The sequence below is a fragment of the Mycobacterium sp. E796 genome (assembly GCF_001672815.1).
Taxonomy (GTDB): Bacteria; Actinomycetota; Actinomycetes; order Mycobacteriales; family Mycobacteriaceae; genus Mycobacterium.
On the sequence record NZ_LZKK01000379.1, the window covers coordinates 35,806 to 53,865 of the forward strand.

Sequence of the window (18,060 nt, forward strand, 5' to 3'; positions counted from 1 at the left end):
ATCAATGTGTTTAGCGCCAGATGTAGCCAAGGAGGAACAGCCATGGGTCCAGCGACCATTTTCATCCGATCCGCGGTCGTACTGGCCGGCGCCGCCATACCAGCCGCGGCTCACCTGGCGGCCGCACCGCTAGCACACGCCGACAACGCCCGACTCAACAACGGCGTCGTCGCCAACGTATACACGATCCAGCACCAGGCCGGATGCACCAACAACGTGGCGGTCTTCCCGCCCCTGCGGCTGGCCGCGCAGTGGCACACCCTCGACGTATTGAACAACCCGACCCTGGACGGCGACATCGGATCCGACGGCTCCACTCCTCAATCGCGTGCGCTCGCAGCCGGATTCCACGGAAACGTAGCCGAGACGGTGGCGATCAACCCGAGCCTGGCCATCAACAACATCGACATTCTCAACCAGTGGTACTACAACCCGCAGGATCTCGCGATCATGCAGGATTGCCAGTACACCCAGATGGGCGTCTGGTCGGAGAACAGCCTCAGCCGCAGCGTCGTCGTCGCGGTTTACGGGCATCCCGCATGACCGGATCCCTGACCCTGGGCCCTGGTGCCGATGATCGAACCCGCGTTCCGCATGCTAAGCCGACGATCTCACCGACGATTTGGCGCTGGTTAGCGTAAGGCTATGACCAACCCGTCGCTGCCACGCCATGCAGCCGTAATCCGCGAGACGCTCAAGTGAGCGTCTCGGCGCGCCTTAGCGAACTCGGAATCGTGCTTCCCCAACTCGCCAAGCCGCTGGCCGCCTATGTGCCGGCGGTGCGCAGCGGACAACTGGTCTTCACCGCCGGCCAACTCCCGCTGGAGTCCGGCACATTGGCGCTATCCGGCCAAGTGGGAACCGATGTCAGCGAACAAGACGGCAAGGCACTGGCGCGGCTGTGCGCATTGAACGCGTTGGCGGCCGTGGACTCCGTCGTCGGAATCGACTCTGTTCGCCGCATTGTCAAAGTGGTTGGATACGTCGCGTCCGCGCCCGGTTTCACCGGGCAACCAAAGGTCATCGACGGCGCCTCGGAGCTGCTCGGCGAAGTGTTCGGCGACGCCGGAACACATGCCCGCTCGGCAATCGGGGTCGCCGCCCTGCCACTGAACGCCCCAGTCGAGGTGGAAATCATTGCCGAGGTGCACGCTACGGCGGAGGTGGCCGATAGCCGGCCGCTGAGTTTCGCAGTTGCCAAATCAACTCGGGGCATAGGAGGTTAACCGCATAAGAGACCAGGTAATTGGCCGCGAATTCGTCATTGGGAGTCACGCTACTCTTGACGTCGCCCATTACTTGGCCGTAGCCGTCGCCACGCCGTACCTTGTCACAGATCCCGTAGCCGTAGCCGACCGCGTCGTTGTTGGGAAAGTTGTAATGCCGGCGCACGGCCACGTCGTACATGTACTCCACCTCGGGCGCCGGAGCGGCGTGCGCTCGTGGTGGTGGGGTTGCCGCTCCGCCGACGGCAGCGGCGGCAACCATCACGGCCGCCAGCGACTCGCGATGCTTCATGGGCGGGAGCATATGCAGAGAAATCGGTGGAATGCCGCTGACAGGTTCGCGATGCGGAACACCGTCCGTCATTGCCACTAGAGGGCGTCCCGGTCGCGTCCTGGCACCCGAGTGCACGGGTCCTGGCACGCGTGGTTGATTCCCGGCAGCATCTGACGGGCGTAGTCCCCGCCGGTGCGGACGGTCAGGGCCGCAATGATCGCGCCGACCACGCATGCGGCGGCGGTGATGATCATCGCCACCGAGAAGCCGGGACCGAGCGGCTCCCCCGGGCCGGCGGTGATGCCGGCCGCAACGGGCAGCACGGCGACCGCAAGCAACCCGGCGAGGCGCGCGACGGCGTTGTTGACGCCGGAGGCGGTGCCCGCGTAGCCGTCGGGGACGGCGGACAGGACGGCCGCGGTCAACGGCGCCACGGTGATCGCCAGCCCGACGCCGAATACGACGACGGCGGGCAGCACGGCGCCGAAATAGGTCGCCCCGGGCGCGATCCGCGCCATCAACGCCAGGCCCGCCGCGGCGATCAGCGGCCCGACCGTCATCGGCAGCCGCGGCCCCGCCCGCTGCCCGAGCGCCCCGGCCCACGGCGAGCCGATCAGCATGATGATCGTCATCGGCAGCATCGCCAACCCCGCCGCGAGCGCGGAGTAGTGCAGGCTTTGTTGCAGCTGCAGGGCCAACAGGAACAGCGCGCCGCCGACGGCGGTGTAGACGGCCAAGGTCGTCAGGTTGGCGCCGGTGAATTGCCGGGATCGCAACAGCTGCAACGGCAGCAGCGGCGATTGCGCGCGTCGTTCGATCGCCGGAAAGGCAAGCAGCGCAGCCGTTCCGGCGACAGCGGCGGTCGCCGTGACGAATGTCCAACCGCGCAAAGGCGCCTCGATGAGCGCGTAGATCAACCCGGACAGCCCGACGGTGACGGCGGCGGTCCCCAGGACGTCCGGACCGCCCCGCGCGGTGGGATCGCGCGATTCGGGGATGCGCCGGATGGCGATCCACAGCACCGCCGCGGCAAGCGGAAGGTTCAAGAAGAACACCCAGCGCCACGACGCCGCATCGACCAGCCAGCCGCCGATGAACGGCCCCAGCGCCGTCGTCACCCCGGACATGCCCGCCCAGATCCCGACGGCCCGGCCCCGGTCGGCATCGACGATCCCGGCGTCGATCAACGCGAGGCTGCCCGGAACCAGCGCCGCCGCGCCAATACCCTGCACCAGCCGGGCTCCGACCAGCCATCCGACCGTCGGCGAAAGACCGCAGCCGACGGAGGCCGCGGTGAAGACGACCAGCCCGGCGACGAAAACCCGTCGGCGCCCATAGCGGTCGCCCGCGGCGCCTCCGGTGAGCAGCAGCGCACTCAGCGTCAGCAGGTAGCCGTCGAGGACCCACTGTTGGCCGGTCAAACCCCCGCCCAGGTCGCGCCCGATGGCCGGCAGCGCCACGTTGACGACGGTGCCGTCCAGCAGCGCGATGCCCGAGCCAAGGACGGCCGCGGCGATCAGCCAGCGCGCACCGGCCGAGGCCAACGGCAATTGGTCCATGATTGAGGATTCTGGCCTACGATCTCCCGCATGCCGATCCTAGGAAACGCGACGGCCGTCGCCGCGAAAGTGTCTCGGGCGACGTCGAACGCGTTGCGCATCGAGCTCACCACGCCCGACGGCGCCGAAGTGGCGCGCGCTCGGCAGAAGGGCGGCGTCGGCGTCCTGCTCGGATTCAAGAACGGCGGCAAGAGCGACTACACCCTCTCCGGCCCGGCCGGCGAGGAACTCAGGCTGTCGGTGGCCGCAACGACTACCGTCACGAACCAGGGCACACCGGTGGGAAAGATCGTCCCGTCCGACGGCGCGGCGCGGTTGGAGGACGGCGGCGGCACCGTCCTGGCATCGATTCGCCCGCACTCGGGGGCCAAGGCCGACAGCGCCTGGCATCACGCGATCCTGTCCCCCACCGGCGACCAATTGGGCGTCCTCACCCTCATGACCGTCCACACCGGTTGGCGCGACATCGAATTCGAGGCCGTCCAACTGCTGGCCAACACGAACATTGCCACGCTCAAAGCGCCCTCGGCCGGTGCGATGCTCACACTCCGCGCCCCGGTTCACCCCGTGCTCGGCGACATGCTGGCCGCCGCGTGCGTCGACTTCGCCGTACTGCCACGCGGATACATCGCCTGACCGCCTCCCCGTTTCGTCGCCGGGGCGTGGCCCGGCGTTCACTTCGCGGACGGCAATTGCGCTCCTGATGTGCAAAAATCGCTGCCACACTGACGACCTGCCGCCCACCCCTAGGGAGTAGGACCACCCACGATGACCGATGTCGAGCAGACGCCCTCTGACGGAATTTCCCCCAGCCCCACGCGGGCCGATCTGGCCGAGCACTCCCGTACCGGGATGAGCGCGGCTGCGCTGCAGCGGGCGATCACCGACCACCTGCGCTATTCGATCGGTCGCCCGGCCGCCGCGCTGCGGCCCGAGCACTACTACCGGGCGCTGGCCCTCGCAGTGCGCGACCGCATGCAGGACCGCCGGGTGGCCTCGACGCAGACCTCGCTGGACCTCGGCCGCAAGGTGACCTGCTACTTGTCGGCCGAATTCTTGATGGGTCCGCAGCTGGGCAACAACCTGCTGAACCTGAACATGGAGCTGGCGGCCAAGACGGCGCTCGCGGCGATGGGACAGAATCTCGAGACGGTCCTGGCTTGCGAGGAGGAACCGGGACTGGGCAACGGTGGCCTCGGCCGCCTCGCGGCGTGCTACCTCGACTCGCTGGCCACGCTCGAGCGGCCGGCGATCGGCTACGGCATCCGCTACGAATTCGGCATCTTCGACCAGGAGATCCGCGACGGCTGGCAGGTCGAGCAGACCGACAACTGGCTGGACCACGGAAACCCTTGGGAGATCCCGAAACCCGACGTCAACTACCTGGTCAAGTGGGGCGGCTACGCCGCGCACTACACCGACGACACCGGCCACGACCGCGTCCGGTGGGTGCCCGGGCGCGTTCTCAAGGGCGTCGCGTACGACACGCCCATCCAGGGTTACGGCGTCAACACCTGCAACGTCCTGACGCTGTGGAGCGCGCGGGCCGTGAAGTCGTTCGCGTTGGAGGCCTTCAACACCGGCGATTACTACGGGGCGGTCGAGGACGAGGTGATGTCCGAAACCGTCACCAAGGTGCTGTACCCCAACGACGAGCCGGAGGCCGGCAAACAGCTGCGGCTGCTGCAGCAGTACTTCTTCGTGTCCTGCTCGCTGCAGCACGTGCTGCACATCATGGACGACCTCGCCGACGCCGGTGTGCGGGAACTCCCGCAGCGATTCGCCGTGCAGCTCAACGACACTCACCCCTCCATCGGGGTCGCCGAGCTGATGCGGTTGCTGGTCGACGAGCGCGAGCTGGACTGGGACGAGGCGTGGGAAATCACCGTCGCGACATTCGGCTACACCAACCACACCCTGTTGCCCGAGGCGCTGGAGACCTGGCCGCTGGACATGTTCTCCGAGGCGCTGCCGCGCCACATCGAGATCATCTACGAAATCAACCGCCGGTTCCTCGACGAGGTCCGCGCGAAGTTCCCCGGCGACGAGGACCGATTGCGCCGGATGTCGCTGATCGGCGAGGATGGCGGCAAGAGCGTCCGGATGGCGCACCTCGCCACCGTCGGCAGCCACGCCATCAACGGAGTCGCCGCGCTGCACTCCGAACTGCTGAAAAGCAGTGTGCTCAAAGACTTCTACGAGCTGTGGCCGGAGCGGTTCAGCAACAAGACCAACGGCGTGACGCCGCGACGCTTCCTCGCCCTGGCCAACCCCGGGTTGCGCGAACTGCTGGACCGCACCGTCGGCGACGGCTGGCTGACCGACCTGAGCCGTCTGCGCGGGCTGGAGCCGTTCGTCGACGACGCGGCCTTCCGCCGGGAATGGCACGACATCAAGCGCAACAACAAGGCGCGCCTGGCCAAGTACGTCCGGTCGGTCGCGGGCGTCGAGCTGAACCCGGACTGGATGTTCGACGTGCAGGTCAAGCGCATCCACGAGTACAAGCGCCAGCACCTCAACGTCCTGCACATCGTCGCGTTGTATCACCGGCTCAAGCAGGACCCCGGGCTGTCAATTCCGCAGCGAGCGTTCATCTTCGGCGGCAAGGCCGCCCCGGGCTACTTCATGGCCAAGCGGATCATCAAGCTGATCAACGCCGTCGGTGAGACGGTCAACGCGGACCCGGCCGTGAACCGCTTCCTGCGGGTGGCGTTCGTGCCGAACTTCAACGTGCAGAACGCGCACATGATCTACCCCGCCGCCGACCTGTCGGAGCAGATCTCAACCGCGGGCAAGGAGGCCTCGGGCACCGGGAACATGAAGTTCATGATCAACGGCGCCCTGACCATCGGCACGCTCGACGGGGCCAACGTTGAGATGCGCGATGAGGTCGGGCCGGAGAACTTCTTCCTGTTCGGCCTGACCGAGCAGGAGGTCGAGGCCGTCAAGGCGAACGGGTACCGCCCGTCCGATTACATCGATGGCCCCCAAGCTGGAAATGACGAGTTGCGCGCCGTGCTGGATCTGATTGCGAACGGGACCTTTTCGCACGGGGACACCGAGGTGTTCCGCCCGCTGGTGGACAACCTGCGCCACAACGACCCTTTCCTGGTGTGCGCCGACTTCAGGTCCTACCTCGAGTGCCAGGAGCAGGTCAGCGAGGCCTGGCGGGACACCGAGGCGTGGACGAAGATGTCCATCCTCAATACCGCCCGAAGCGGCAAATTCTCGTCGGACCGCGCCATCTCGGAGTACTGCGACGAGATCTGGAACGTGTGGCCGCTGACCGTGAAGATGTGAGCGGTCAGCGGTAGCCCGGCAGATCCGGCACGCCACTGGCGGTCAGCCAACCGCCGCCGTCGACGACAAGGACGGCTCCAGTCACGTAGGACGCCGCGTCGCTGGCCAAAAACAGCACGGCTTCGGCGACCTCGGTGGTGGAACCGGGACGCCGCAGAGGGTTCTGGGTGGTTCGGTGCTGGGCATCGCCGGTGATTCGCTTCACGCCCTCGGTGCCCGACATCGCACCCGGGGCAACGACATTCACCCGGACCCCGTCGGGTCCCCATTCGATCGCACAGGCGCGGCTCAGCGCGTCGACGCCGGCCTTGGCCGAAACGACGTGCGCCTGAAGGGCCATGCCGCGGTACTGGATCGCGGCGCTGATGTTCACCACCGCGCCGCCGTGTTCGCGCAGCCAGAGGTCGTATGCCGCCTTCGACACGTTGAAGGTGCCCAGTAGGTCGATGTCGACGACGGCCTTGAATCCCTTTGGGCTGAGGCCGCTTATCGGCACGGGGAAGTTTCCGGCGGCATTGTTGACGACGATGTCGAGTCGGCCGAACTTTCGCAGCACCTCCTCGACGACGGCCGTCACCTCGTCGTCGCGGCGGACGTCACAGACGCCGTATGTCGCGTCAATTCCCTCCTGGCGCAATGCTTCAACGGCCGCTTGGAGATTCGGTTCCTTGCGGCTGCAGATCGCGACGCGGGCGCCGTGGTTGCCCAGCACCCGGGCGACCTCAAGACCGAGCCCCGTGGCACCGCCGGTGACCAAGGCGACCTTGCCTTGCAGAAGGTCGGCCCGAAAAGGGCTGCGGCTGTTGGTCATGGCACGTCCGTCAGCTGTCCCAGCTCGGCATCAGACCCAACGCGCGCATCAGCTGGCCCTCGAACCCGGTCAACAGCGAAACCCCGGTGACCGACGACTGGGGCAGCGGGAAGTTCAGGCCCGGATCGAGCACCGGGTTGAACGGGTAGCCGGTCGGCATCATCGACGGCGGCAGGAGCCCGAGATCCACCAGCGCCGCCTGCGGGCCCTGAACCGCGCCGTGCGCCAGGTCCGGGACGATGGTGAACGGGTTCGGCAGCTCGAACAGGCTGGCGGGAGTGGGGATGTCGGCGTACTCGCCCGACCCGTAACCCATGTCGACGATCACCCGGAGGTCCGGCTGCAGTAGATCGGCCAGCGCGTTGCCGAACGGCTGCGGCACGTACAGGCGCAGCGGTGCGACAAGCGGCAGGTTCTGCGTCAGCAGCTCGTAGTAGTGGGTGGCCCCGGTGTACCCGGGCGACCTCGGCAGCTCGATCGCGTTGGCGATCTGCCCCGGCGTCAGGTCGACGTAGTCGTGCGTCCCGTGGTAGAGCGCGAACCCCATGAACGCGTTGAGATCGCTGACCGGGTTGAGCACGTACTGGGGCAGATTCGTCACCATGTCGTACTGATTGGTAAAGATCACGGTCGGATACGGCGAGTTGGGCGGCGTCGCGCCGTTCATCAGCACGTCGACCAATGGGATGTACAGGCCGGGGAAGCGTTCGAAGAACCCGCCGTTGGGGTTGCCCGGATCACCGGTCAAGAAGAACGACAGGTTGGCGGGGTCCGGCGGGTTGGCCATTGCCATGAGGTTGCGGATCTCGTCGGTCGCAATGAGCGAACTTTGCGACGTGCCGTAGACGACCACCTTGTTGCCGGCCGCGAGTTCGGTGTTGATGGCGGCGTTGAGCAACTGCACTCCCTGCGCGACGGACTGGCCCAGCGTCAGGTTCCCGAGTTGCGGGGTGACCGGCCAGAACTGCTCCGGCGTGTAAAACGACTGCCCCGAGGCCCCGAGCAGCGGCGACAGCGTGGGGTTGTTCAGGAAGTTGGCCATGATCGAGCTGACGTACTTGGCGTCCGGCAGGGGGAACGTGGTGCCGCCGACGATCAGTGCCACCGAGCTGTTCTGCGGGACGATCAGCGGCGGAATGCTCGTGGGGGCGGGGTTCTCGGCCTGCGCCGCGAACGAGGCGAGGGGGGCTTCCAGCTCGCCGATCGCGTCGCGCAGCGCCTGCAGCGCGGCCTGCTCGGTCTGCGTGTAGGCCGAGCCGGCCTCACCCAGCAGTTGCATGAACCGCTGCTCGAACACCTGGCCCTCCGCGGCCAGTTCCCGATAGATCCGCGATTGATTGATGAACAGCGGCGTGACCGCCGCGCTGACCTCGTCGGCGCCGGCGGGCAGGATGCTGCTCGTCCGCAGCGCTGCGATCGCGTTGGCCTCTTCGAGCGCGGCGCCGATCTTTCCGACGTCCTGCGCCGCCGACGCCAGCCCCTCAGGAACGACCTGCACCCGGACCATTCTGGCCAACAACGGCGGCCGCCGAGCGCTCTTCGATGAATTCCTACCGACGCCGCGTCTTACACTGGGCCGTCGGAGGCGCGACTGAAGGTGAAGTACCAGTGAGGACCCCCACGACGATTGCTGCCGGCGGGCTGGCTTGCCTGGCCTTGCTGTTGGGCGGGGGCGTCGCCCACGCCGATAGCTTTCAGGACAAAGAAAAACAGGCGTGCCAGCTGATGGATGATCCGGCCGGCCCCGAATCGGGTTATGCGCCAGCCGAATATGCATTCATGACGCTGCGCGCCAAGATGTCGGCCGAGGACGCACGGAACGTCATGTCGCTGGCGGCCCAGGACGTTTGCCCCAATCACATAATCGACCTGCCCGCGAGCTGGCGCTAATAGCTGAGTAACTCGGATCATTGCCGCTTCTAGCCCGCGGCAATCAAGATCGGCGATCTTATTTTTTCGCAGTTCAGCCCTATCTTTACTCCTTCGAAATTCATAGGGTTCACCAGAGATAGTCACCGAAACCGCAAAGGTGGCTGGATATGCACAGTTCGCGTGGTCCGCCGAGAACTCGAATGAGCGGTTACCGCCCGGAAACCCGGGCCGCGGTACCAATCTGTCCCGCATCACCCGGCGCTTTATCTTGCGCCGTCAAAAAAGGGGGGTTTGCCACCGAAGTCAAGCTAAGGAGATGTGACACAATGGATTTCGCGATTTTACCCCCGGAGATCAACTCCGCCCGAATGTACACCGGCCCGGGGTCGGGTTCGCTTTTGGCCGCCGCAGGCAGCTGGGATTCCCTGGCCGCCGAATTGGCCACCACGGCCGAGACCTACCAATCGGTGATCTCGGGCCTGACCACCTTGAACTGGCACGGCCCCGCGTCGGATTCGATGGCGGCCACCGCCATCCCCTACATCGGTTGGCTGAGTATGACTGCCGAGCAGAGCAAGCAGACCGCCATGCAGGCCAGGGCCGCCGCGGCGGCCTACGAGCAGGCGTTCGCGATGACCGTGCCCCCGCCGGTGATCGCGGCCAACCGCACTCAACTGGCTTCCCTGATCGCAACCAACTTCTTCGGCCAAAACACTGCGGCCATCGCGGCGACCGAGGCGCAATACGCCGAAATGTGGGCCCAGGACGCCGCCGCGATGTACGGCTACTCAAGCGCCTCGGCCGCCGCGGCGACGCTGACGCCGTTCACCCCGCCGAACCAGACCACCAATCCGGCGGGCGCGGCCAGCCAATCGGCCGCGGTGGCACAGGCCAACACACTTCAAGGAGTCGCAGCTGGGCCTATATCACAATGGCTCCAATATTTGTGGGCCAACTTTTTGCAGGACATCGCACCCCTCACGGACAGCGAGCTTGGCAAACTAATCGGGCCTGACGCCACAGTGTGGGGTTCTCTGGCTTCGAGTGGGGTGTTCCAGCTGCCGGCCACGCTTAACATTGCAGGTTTTGCGGGCAAGAGCACCATGGACGCGGACGCACTAGTCGAGGATTTTGCGAAATCACTTGCAAAAGCCGGGGAAGCATTAGGGGTGTCGATCCCATCCGGGCTTACTAAGTTGCCGGTGGAAAACATGAGCGCCTTCACCAGTGGCGGCGGCGTGTCCGCGATGCTTACCAGCGCAAAGTCGATCGGTCCGATGTCAGTGCCGGCGAGCTGGTCCACCCCGGCGGTCAGCCACATATCGGCACTGTCAGGCACCGGTTTAACCACGCTGCCGGGAAGCGAGGAGGCAGTCGGGGCGGGAATGCCCGGCGTGCCCGGAATGCCGGCGGCGACGCGGGCATCGGGCGTCATACCGCGATACGGGAACCGGCTGACGGTGATGCCACGGCCGCCGGCGGCCGGGTGACACAGCCCTCGTCGTCCACGATTGGCCTTCGCGTTGTGAGCGCGCCCGGCCGGTGTACGCCAATTCGAGCGGATTGGAGTAGTCGACTACTCGAGATCAGTACTGCACATCGTCCCTAGCATTTGCCCACAGGATTCGGAAATTCGCCCGGCATACAGCTTGGCGGCCGTCGGTCATGCGGGACAAGGGAAACATCATGGTGCGGATTGAAGAGGCATCCATGTCGGAAACTTTGGTGACTGAAGAGACTTCACAGTCGCAAACTGAGGCAACTGAAGAGGTTTCCCCGTCGGCAATCGAGGCAGCCAAATGGGCGTCTCGCCGGCGGGTCCTAACGGCCGCGGCATTTGCCCTTGCAACCGCCGGTGGCGTATTGGTGTGGTATTCGTGGCCGGGCCCCGCAGGGTCGAGCTTCGCGAGGTACATCTACGGTCACGGCTCGCAATTCCCAGTCGTCGTCGATCGGGTCCGGGCAGCGATTTACTCGGATTTTCTCTTCGTCCTCGGCTACACCCTCACGCTGGGCGGGCTAGCGGGGGTCTTCCTGTTGTGGGCGATCTCGGCGGCTGGGCGACTAGCGGCCATATACGTCGCTGCGGCCGTGGCAATTGCCTCTTTAGCCGGGATTATCGAGGCTTCGCTGATTTGTTGGGCGGTCGAAGGTCACAACTCGACCGCCTGGATCAACGCTATCTCGACGGCAGCAACCATCCAATGGTGCGCCTTGCTGCTAGCCCTCGGCGGCTTTCCCGCGACAGTGGGAATCGTCCTTCGCTGGGCGGCGGCGGCTGGGAGATCTTGCCGGACGCGGTCCTCGGACAAGACCACCGCGAAGTGGTGGAACGAAGTGCTGTGGACGCCACCCAAGCCGACCGATGCTGTCGACCCCGATGAAGCGAGCTGGGTCGAAGCGTATAACGTCCCCGATGCTGGGAACGTCATCAAAGCCCGGAATGGCGAGCGGGTGCAAGCGATCTGCTTATCCGGTGGCGGAGTGCGGTCGGCATGCATCGCGATGGGCGTCATGCAGGAATTCTCAAAAGAGGATCCGATCAAACCAGGCATAGGTGTTCACGAAAAGTTCGGCGGCAGGGCAAAGCTCATCGACACCGTCGACTACGTGATCTCGGTATCCGGCGGCGGCTATACGGCCGGCGCGCGGCTGCTGGCCACCCAGGACACCGAGAAGAAGCCCTTGGTTTCCGAGCGCTTCGAGGAAGGGTCGCCCGAGCTCGACCATTTCCGAAGGGGCTCAAGCTATATCGCAGACTCGCCCGGAGAACTGGTCTACGCGTTGGCCGTGGTCTTCAAGAATCTGCTCGCATCGATCACCATCCTCTTCACCCTCCCCGCCTTGCTGGGGTGGGTGTTCGGATATCTGCTATCGCGCCCCGCCTTCTCCTTCGCCCAGATCATTCCCGTACTCAATCCGAACGTTAACGACGCGTTCGTGCACGAGCACCCGGACTACCTGATGTGTCTGACAGACCATCCTGCGTCGTGGATCGCAGTGGCTGTCTTCGCCGGCTTGGCCGCGTTCCTCACCAGTATCGCAATGGGTATCGAGATGTTTCTCTGGAAGAAACCTAGCGAGCGCGCGAAATTGTGGGTGCAGCGCTTCGCGGTCGGCAGCGCGGTCTTCGCAGCGCTGGTGCTGATAGTGGTCGTCGGGCTACCGACGCTGATGCGGCTGTGTTCATCGCTCAGCGCGCACGCTACCCATAACCAGGGTGACGCCGCCGCAGCCGTTTCCGGCCTGGTGGGTCTCAACTACCTGGCGGCGATTACCGCGATGGCTTGGAAAAAGCGCAGCACACTGTCGGGAGAGGCGAAAAAGCTCTCACTATGGAAGCGACTGCTCCCCCCGGGCGTCATCGCGATGATTCTGGTGGTGGTGACCCTTACCGTCCTGCTGGTCGCGTGGCTGATCATCCTCGGATGTTTTGCTGCCGGCGTATTTCGCTCGTTGACCACGGGCGGACTAGAGGGTGGCCTTCGCCAGATGCCTTTCTCCGCCTTGTGGCCCTCGTTGGTATTGGTCCTAGCGATCGCATGGATCAGCTCGGTGGATGTCGCGTCGATAAGCCTGAATCCGTTCTATCGCTATCGATTAGGGAAGACGTTCGCGGTTCGGCGCAAACGAGTTTCGGGCCTCTGGCGCGCAGAAGCCTACGACCGGAATGAATACACCTGGTTGCCTGACTTTGGCAGCGTTCCCGCGGGCGGACCCAAGTTCATTTTCGCCGCCGCGGCCCCCATCAGCGGAAAGCACAAGCCTGCACCGGGATTGAACGCGGTGTCCTACGTGATCAGCCACGATTTCATCGGTGGCCCCGAACTTGGGTGGCTGCAGACTCCCCAGCTGCACGACCAATCCCCACCCAGAATCAAGCGGGATCTCACGGTTTTGACTGCGGTTGCAGCGAGTGGAGCCGCCTTCGCGTCGGCGATGGGCCGACAACAGAAGGGATTTGAAAAACTACTGGCCGTTTCGGGTGCTCGCCTGGGGACATGGCTGCCCAACCCGAATTTTGTTGCCAACCTTGCTGCCTCCGAGAATGGGGCCTGCCTCGATCCCAAGGACAACAAGAGGCCGTGGCCGAAGTCATTGCCTTACATTCGCGGCGCCGGCTACTACTACCGCGAACTCATCGGCCTCAACTACCCCGACGCGCGGTTGGTACAAGTCACCGACGGCGGCCACTACGAAAACCTTGGACTGGTCGAGGCGCTGCGCCGACGCAGCCGACTGATCTTCTGCATCGATGGGGGCGGCGATGCACCCCCATTGGCCAGCGGGCTGGCCGACGCGATGCGATTGGCCGAATACGAGCTGGGTGTGACGATCGATTTCGACTATTTCGCAAAGTTCCCCTTGGCGGAGCTCACCCCCGGCTCCGGCGACAAGTTCGAAGAGACCGACGCGTTTTACGGCCTGAACAGTCGCCTCGCCAAGAGGACCGTCGCGGTCGGGCTCATCACCTATCCATCGGCAGCCCCTGACTTGGGGCATGGCCCACATGAGCGTCAAGGCCTTCTCATTTTCGCGAAAGCGGTGCTGTGCAAGGGATTCCCCCAGTGGCTCTTGACCTACGCGGCCTCGGGTGACGTGTTCCCCCATGACCCGACATCCGATCAATGGTTCAACGAAGGGCAGTTCGCCGCCTACACCCAGCTGGGGCGCATCATGGGGCAGCAAGTGCGAGAATGCATCCACGATCTCCAGAAGGACTCGACACTCTAAGAAATGTAGCCCTCAGCTCTCCACAAGGTCCGGGATGGGCTCCGCGTCCGTCAGCCAGTGGCGTCCGGCCCGGCGGGCCGCCTCCCACTTGGGGATGCTCACCGCATCGTCCTGACCCAGGTCCGCCGGGGTCGGGCCGATGCGCTCGACTAGACCCGCGAGCGCAGCCACGTCGAAGTTGTACACCTCGGCTGCGCTGAGCCCGAGGATTTGTCGCGTCTCGTCTATCGGAATGTCCCAGAACGAGCGTCGCAGCCAGTCCCGGGTATGCGGCCATGTTCCTTCCGGGTGAGGATAATCGTTGCCCCACAGCATGTTTGGTACACCGATCTCGTAGCGACGGGCCAGTTCCCGGCGCTCGGTCGTGGTGGCGCCGATGAAGCAGTTCCGGTCAAAGTAGGCCGAGGGCAGCATCGTCAGATCGCCCTCCAAGAGACGGCTCATCTTCTTGGCCGAGTGCTCACGCATGAACCGGGTGTCCATCAGCCACAACAGGTCGTTAGCCCAGTAGGCCCCGCATTCGGTAGCCCCCCAGCGCAGGTTCGGGAAGCGCTCGAACACGCCGGCCCACAACGCGAACCACAGGGGCCGGACTCCCCACCAGCGCACCTCGGTCGTGTAGATGCCCAGGTGTGGACCGTACTGCTCGCTGGGGGCGGGACCGACGTGAGTGTGAACTGGCATCTGCAGGTCCTGGCAGGCGGCCCACACCTTGTCGTAGCGCCGGTCATGGTAGGGCGGATAGTCGCCCCAGAGCACCGGGATCATGATGCCGCCGCGCAACCCGGCCTCGGCCGCTCGAGCGATCTCGGCCACCGCCGCATCGATGTCCGCGAGTATCGGCACGACCGCGACGCCGGCCCGCCGCTCGGGGCTCTGGCTGCACAGTTCAGCCAGCCAGCGGTTGTGGGCCCGCGCCCCCGCCATCGCACGTCCCGGGTCCAGGTCGCCCGACTGCCCTAGGCCCGCGCCGAACGGAGCCCCGGCGACACCGGTGACGGCGTCGGCGTCGGGAAAGATGACCTCACCGGCGACGCCGTCGCCGTCGAGTTCGCGGTCGCGCTGGGTGACGTCCCAGCCACCCGCGATGCCGTCTCCGTGTTCGTCGAACCACTGCTCGGCGAACTCCTCGTCGATGAAGTCGCCGGTCTGCGCCGCGGCGGCAGTTTTCTCGGCGAGGAACGTCTCGAAGTCCTCCCGGTATTCCGGGTCGATGTACTCGCGATACTGCTCGGTGGGCAGCTCGGCGTGGGTGTCGGCGGAGATGATGAGGTAGGGCGCAGCGTCGTTCACAGTGGTCCTCTCGCTTACCAGGTACGGATCGGGTCGGGCTCGAAGACGGTGCTGCTCGCATCGGCGGGCGCGGCCGCCAAGGGCTCGGCAACCTCTGCCACGGTCGGGCCGATTCGCTCAACCAGGGGCGCCAGCGCGTCGAGGTCGAATCCGTATACGGCCGCCGCATTGCCGCCCACGATGGCCGCCACCTCGTCGGCCGGCACACCGCTGAAGGTGTAGCGCAACGCTTCTCGGGTGTAGGGAGCGGTGCCCTCCAGGTGCGGGTAGTCGCTGCCCCACATGATCCGGTCGATGCCGATCCGGTGGCGCTCGGCGCACTCGACGGGCCGCATGAAGCTGGCGCCGACGTAACACTGGCGGGACCAAAATTCGCTGGGCCGCAACGTCAGCGAGCCGGCGGTGGGTCCGGCGAAGCGGGCGATCGCCGAGTTCGCCCGCCCGTAACGGGCCGCCGCCACGTCGAGCGAGTCAAGGGTCGCCGGTATCCACCCCGCACCCTGCTCGGTGAAAACGACGGTGAGATCCGGATGGCGATCCAGTGCGCCGCTGAAGATCAGGTGCCACAGCGCCCGGTGCGCAAACCAATGCGTCTCATACACCCATACCGCGAACGAGCTGCCCCATCCGTCCGTGGGGTTCGGTCCGGCGTTGCCGCCGTGGTGGTTGACCACCAGGCCCGCCTCCGCGCACGCCGCCCAGAGCGGCTCCCAGTGTTCTGCGTAGAGCTGGGGAATGCCTGCGCCGGGCGGGATCCCGGGCAGCAGTACACCGCCGCGCAGGCCCAACTTGGCGATCTGAGCTATCTCGGCGACGGCCTCGTCGAGGTCCCCGAGCAAGATCTGACCCACCCCGGCGCGCCGCTCCGGCGACAACGAGCAGAAGTCGGAAAGCCAACGATTGTGCGCACGCAGGCCGGCCCAGCGCAGCTCGAGCTCCCGGGCGTCCACGGGTTGGGGGGCGGCCAGACTCGCCTGGGGAAAGAACGGCGGCACGGTATTGGGGAAGATGACCTCCCCCGCGACGCCTTCGGCATCCAGGTCCGAGTTCCGGCGCGCGCTGTTCCAATTGCGCTCCGCGTCGGCCTCCGTGAGGTCGCCGAACGGGTTGACGTATGCCTTTGCCCAGCCGTCGAATTCGTCCCGGTACTGCGGATCGAGGTATTCGCGATAGTCGAGCAGGTCAGCGCCGGCATGGCAGTCGGCCGAGATGACCGTGTACCGGTCCATGATGCGCTATACCCGCGTCGGCTCGGGACGGGGCGCGGCGAGCAGGGCCACGTCGTCGTAGCGCTGGTGCACGTACGGCAGCAGCCATTCCTGCGGCACCTGCGTCGCGATCCGACCCACCTGGATCGTGCGCCGGCGACACCACGTGATCGATGTGATCTGGCGGATCGCGATGTCGGCCACCGGGTCCAGCGGTGACTCGCCCAATTCCACTGTGCCGTCGATATTCTCGAGCAGCTCGTAGTGGCGGTGGTATTCGCCGTAGACCAGGTGGGGGTCGGTGATGCCGCTGCCGTCGGGGGCGCGCAGGAACTTGAAGTAGAACTCGGTGTTCACCTGGTCGGGCGGCAGCTCGGCCGGGCCGGTGATCTGGCCGGTCACCCTGATGAGCTGATAGCCCAGCCGGTCGACGGCGGCAGCGACGCGATCGCCGTCGCGCTCCACCTCGATGTGGGCCAGTTTCTTTGGCTCACCGAATGTTTCGCGCCCACCTGTGACCGACTGCTCGGTCGACTGGGGCATGAAGAGCGGATAGTCGCCCGCGAGGTCGCCGTGGCGCGCGGTCACCGAGAACACCGCGGACCCGAACGGCGGCCTGCCTTCGATTTGGACGCGCTGGAGCTGGACCCGCACCAGCGGTTCGGCCGCCGGCTCCAACGGCTTGGGCAGCACGGCCGCGACGATCTCCGGATCGGTGAGGTAGGTGACGGTGATCGCCTCGGTGGCGATGGGCGCCTTGGTGGCATCGATCTCGTGGTCGACTTGCGCCTCGGGTGCGCGAGGACCGTAGCGAATTTCGTTGGCGCTCAACGTGCTCCTCCTTCGGTTTTCTCGGCATGCCGGCCGAGGACGTCAACCAGGTAGTCGGGCTCGCCGCGGGCGAGGATCGATGCCGCCTTCTTGCTGACGACCTGATCGGCCGGGGTGGGCGGCCCCATCATCCAGAAGCGGTCCGCCCGAATCCCTTCCACGACGAGGTCGGCCACCGTCTCGAGTGGGGTGAACTCGACATGTGCGCCGGCGGCCTCGAAGCGGGCCACCACCTTTTCCAGCGTCGCCTCCGGTGTGCGGCGTTCCTGCGTCGCGGCGTAGCGCTCCGGGCGGTGCCGCCACGACTCCCAGATGCCGGTGTTCAGAAAGCCGCCGGGGAAGAGGACGTGCGCCCGCACCCGCGTCCCGGTCATCTCGAGGTGGGTGTAGAGGCTTTCGGTCAGGCAGAGCACCGCGGCCTTGGTCATCGGGTAGACCGCCGTGGCTGGCCCGCCCATGGCCCCCCGCGCAATTGGGGCGAATCCCCCGTTGCCCGAGCAGGTGTTGACCACGTGCCCGTCGCCCTGCTCGAGCAGGATCGGCACGAAAGCCTTGATGCCATGGATGACGCCGAGCACGTTGACGTCGATCCCCCAGCGCCAGTCGGCCAGGTCGTGCTCCCACATGTAGCCCTCGGAGACCCCGCCGGTGCCGGCGTTGTTGCAGACGACGTGCACCGCGCCGAAGCGGTCGAGCGCCTCCTTGGCAAGCGACTCGACCGAGGAATAGTCGGTGACGTCCGTGACCACGCCGACCGCCTCGATGCCCTCGTCCACGAGTGCCCGGGTTGCCGCGTCCAATGGTTCGGCGAGGACGTCGGCCAGCACCACCTTCATGCCCTCCCGGCCGAAGCGCCTGCCCATGGCCTGGCCGATGCCACCGGCTCCCCCGGTTACGACGGCGGTCTTGCCTCGAAGGTCAGACATTGTGGCCATGGTCACATGGTCGCTCA

14 protein-coding genes and 1 pseudogene are annotated in these 18,060 nt (G+C 65.8%); 7 read left to right on the forward strand and 8 right to left on the reverse strand.

Annotated features, from left to right (window positions below; all coding sequences use genetic code 11):
* The first annotated feature begins 42 nt into the window (after positions 1 to 42).
* Both A5706_RS31630 and A5706_RS31635 read left to right on the forward strand, forming a co-directional pair.
* Positions 43 to 543, forward strand: coding sequence for a CAP domain-containing protein (locus A5706_RS31630; RefSeq protein ID WP_068140567.1), 501 nt, complete (start codon positions 43 to 45; stop codon positions 541 to 543).
* A gap of 155 nt (positions 544 to 698) precedes the next feature.
* Positions 699 to 1,148, forward strand: a pseudogene (locus A5706_RS31635) (RidA family protein); the annotation flags it as partial.
* Positions 1,149 to 1,152: 4 nt separating this feature from the next.
* Here A5706_RS31635 and A5706_RS32745 read toward each other — a convergent pair.
* Together A5706_RS32745 and A5706_RS31640 are read right to left on the reverse strand one after the other, a co-directional pair.
* The gene (locus A5706_RS32745; RefSeq protein ID WP_082964774.1) at positions 1,153 to 1,518 is read right to left on the reverse strand and encodes a DUF732 domain-containing protein; all 366 of its coding nucleotides are present in this window, start codon (positions 1,516 to 1,518) and stop codon (positions 1,153 to 1,155) included.
* Between the two features lie 77 nt (positions 1,519 to 1,595).
* Positions 1,596 to 3,059 carry an MFS transporter gene (locus A5706_RS31640; RefSeq protein ID WP_068140569.1) on the reverse strand — a complete coding sequence of 488 codons (1,464 nt, stop codon included), beginning with the start codon at positions 3,057 to 3,059 and terminating at the stop codon, positions 1,596 to 1,598.
* 30 nt (positions 3,060 to 3,089) lie between these two features.
* On the opposite strand from A5706_RS31640, the gene A5706_RS31645 reads away from it, so the two are divergent.
* Positions 3,090 to 3,695, forward strand: coding sequence for a hypothetical protein (locus A5706_RS31645; protein ID WP_068140575.1), 606 nt, complete (start codon positions 3,090 to 3,092; stop codon positions 3,693 to 3,695).
* Between the two features lie 216 nt (positions 3,696 to 3,911).
* On the forward strand, positions 3,912 to 6,359 hold the full coding sequence (locus A5706_RS31650) for a glycogen/starch/alpha-glucan phosphorylase (RefSeq protein WP_068140578.1): 2,448 nt from the start codon (positions 3,912 to 3,914) through the stop codon (positions 6,357 to 6,359).
* Between the two features lie 4 nt (positions 6,360 to 6,363).
* Here A5706_RS31650 and A5706_RS31655 read toward each other — a convergent pair whose 3' ends face one another.
* Together A5706_RS31655 and A5706_RS31660 are read right to left on the reverse strand one after the other, a co-directional pair.
* Positions 6,364 to 7,170, reverse strand: coding sequence for an SDR family oxidoreductase (locus tag A5706_RS31655; protein WP_068140583.1), 807 nt, complete (start codon positions 7,168 to 7,170; stop codon positions 6,364 to 6,366).
* A 10-nt stretch (positions 7,171 to 7,180) separates the two neighbouring features.
* Positions 7,181 to 8,677, reverse strand: coding sequence for a PE-PPE domain-containing protein (locus tag A5706_RS31660; protein ID WP_068140586.1), 1,497 nt, complete (start codon positions 8,675 to 8,677; stop codon positions 7,181 to 7,183).
* 101 nt (positions 8,678 to 8,778) lie between these two features.
* On the opposite strand from A5706_RS31660, the gene A5706_RS31665 reads away from it, so the two are divergent.
* The 3 genes from A5706_RS31665 (at position 8,779) to A5706_RS31680 (ending at position 13,776) form a co-directional block, all read left to right on the forward strand.
* Positions 8,779 to 9,060 (forward strand): hypothetical protein, encoded by a 282-nt coding sequence (locus A5706_RS31665; protein WP_068140589.1) that lies wholly within the window; start codon positions 8,779 to 8,781, stop codon positions 9,058 to 9,060.
* 308 nt (positions 9,061 to 9,368) lie between these two features.
* Positions 9,369 to 10,532 (forward strand): PPE family protein, encoded by a 1,164-nt coding sequence (locus tag A5706_RS31670; RefSeq protein WP_068140591.1) that lies wholly within the window; start codon positions 9,369 to 9,371, stop codon positions 10,530 to 10,532.
* A 196-nt stretch (positions 10,533 to 10,728) separates the two neighbouring features.
* Positions 10,729 to 13,776 carry a hypothetical protein gene (locus A5706_RS31680; RefSeq protein ID WP_156767440.1) on the forward strand — a complete coding sequence of 1,016 codons (3,048 nt, stop codon included), beginning with the start codon at positions 10,729 to 10,731 and terminating at the stop codon, positions 13,774 to 13,776.
* 12 nt (positions 13,777 to 13,788) lie between these two features.
* On the opposite strand, the gene A5706_RS31685 is transcribed toward A5706_RS31680, so the two are convergent.
* From A5706_RS31685 to A5706_RS31700, 4 genes are read right to left on the reverse strand one after another with little or no spacing between them, the layout of a single operon-like run.
* Complete coding sequence (locus A5706_RS31685) at positions 13,789 to 15,069, reverse strand: amidohydrolase family protein (RefSeq protein WP_068140600.1); 1,281 nt, start codon at positions 15,067 to 15,069, stop codon at positions 13,789 to 13,791.
* 14 nt (positions 15,070 to 15,083) lie between these two features.
* The gene (locus A5706_RS31690) at positions 15,084 to 16,298 is read right to left on the reverse strand and encodes an amidohydrolase family protein (protein WP_068140604.1); all 1,215 of its coding nucleotides are present in this window, start codon (positions 16,296 to 16,298) and stop codon (positions 15,084 to 15,086) included.
* 6 nt (positions 16,299 to 16,304) lie between these two features.
* Positions 16,305 to 17,108 (reverse strand): acetoacetate decarboxylase family protein, encoded by an 804-nt coding sequence (locus A5706_RS31695; RefSeq protein ID WP_068140606.1) that lies wholly within the window; start codon positions 17,106 to 17,108, stop codon positions 16,305 to 16,307.
* On the reverse strand, positions 17,105 to 18,034 hold the full coding sequence (locus tag A5706_RS31700) for an SDR family NAD(P)-dependent oxidoreductase (protein WP_231985490.1): 930 nt from the start codon (positions 18,032 to 18,034) through the stop codon (positions 17,105 to 17,107). Before A5706_RS31700 ends, A5706_RS31695 begins: the two co-directional genes overlap by 4 nt.
* Positions 18,035 to 18,060 lie beyond the last annotated feature (26 nt).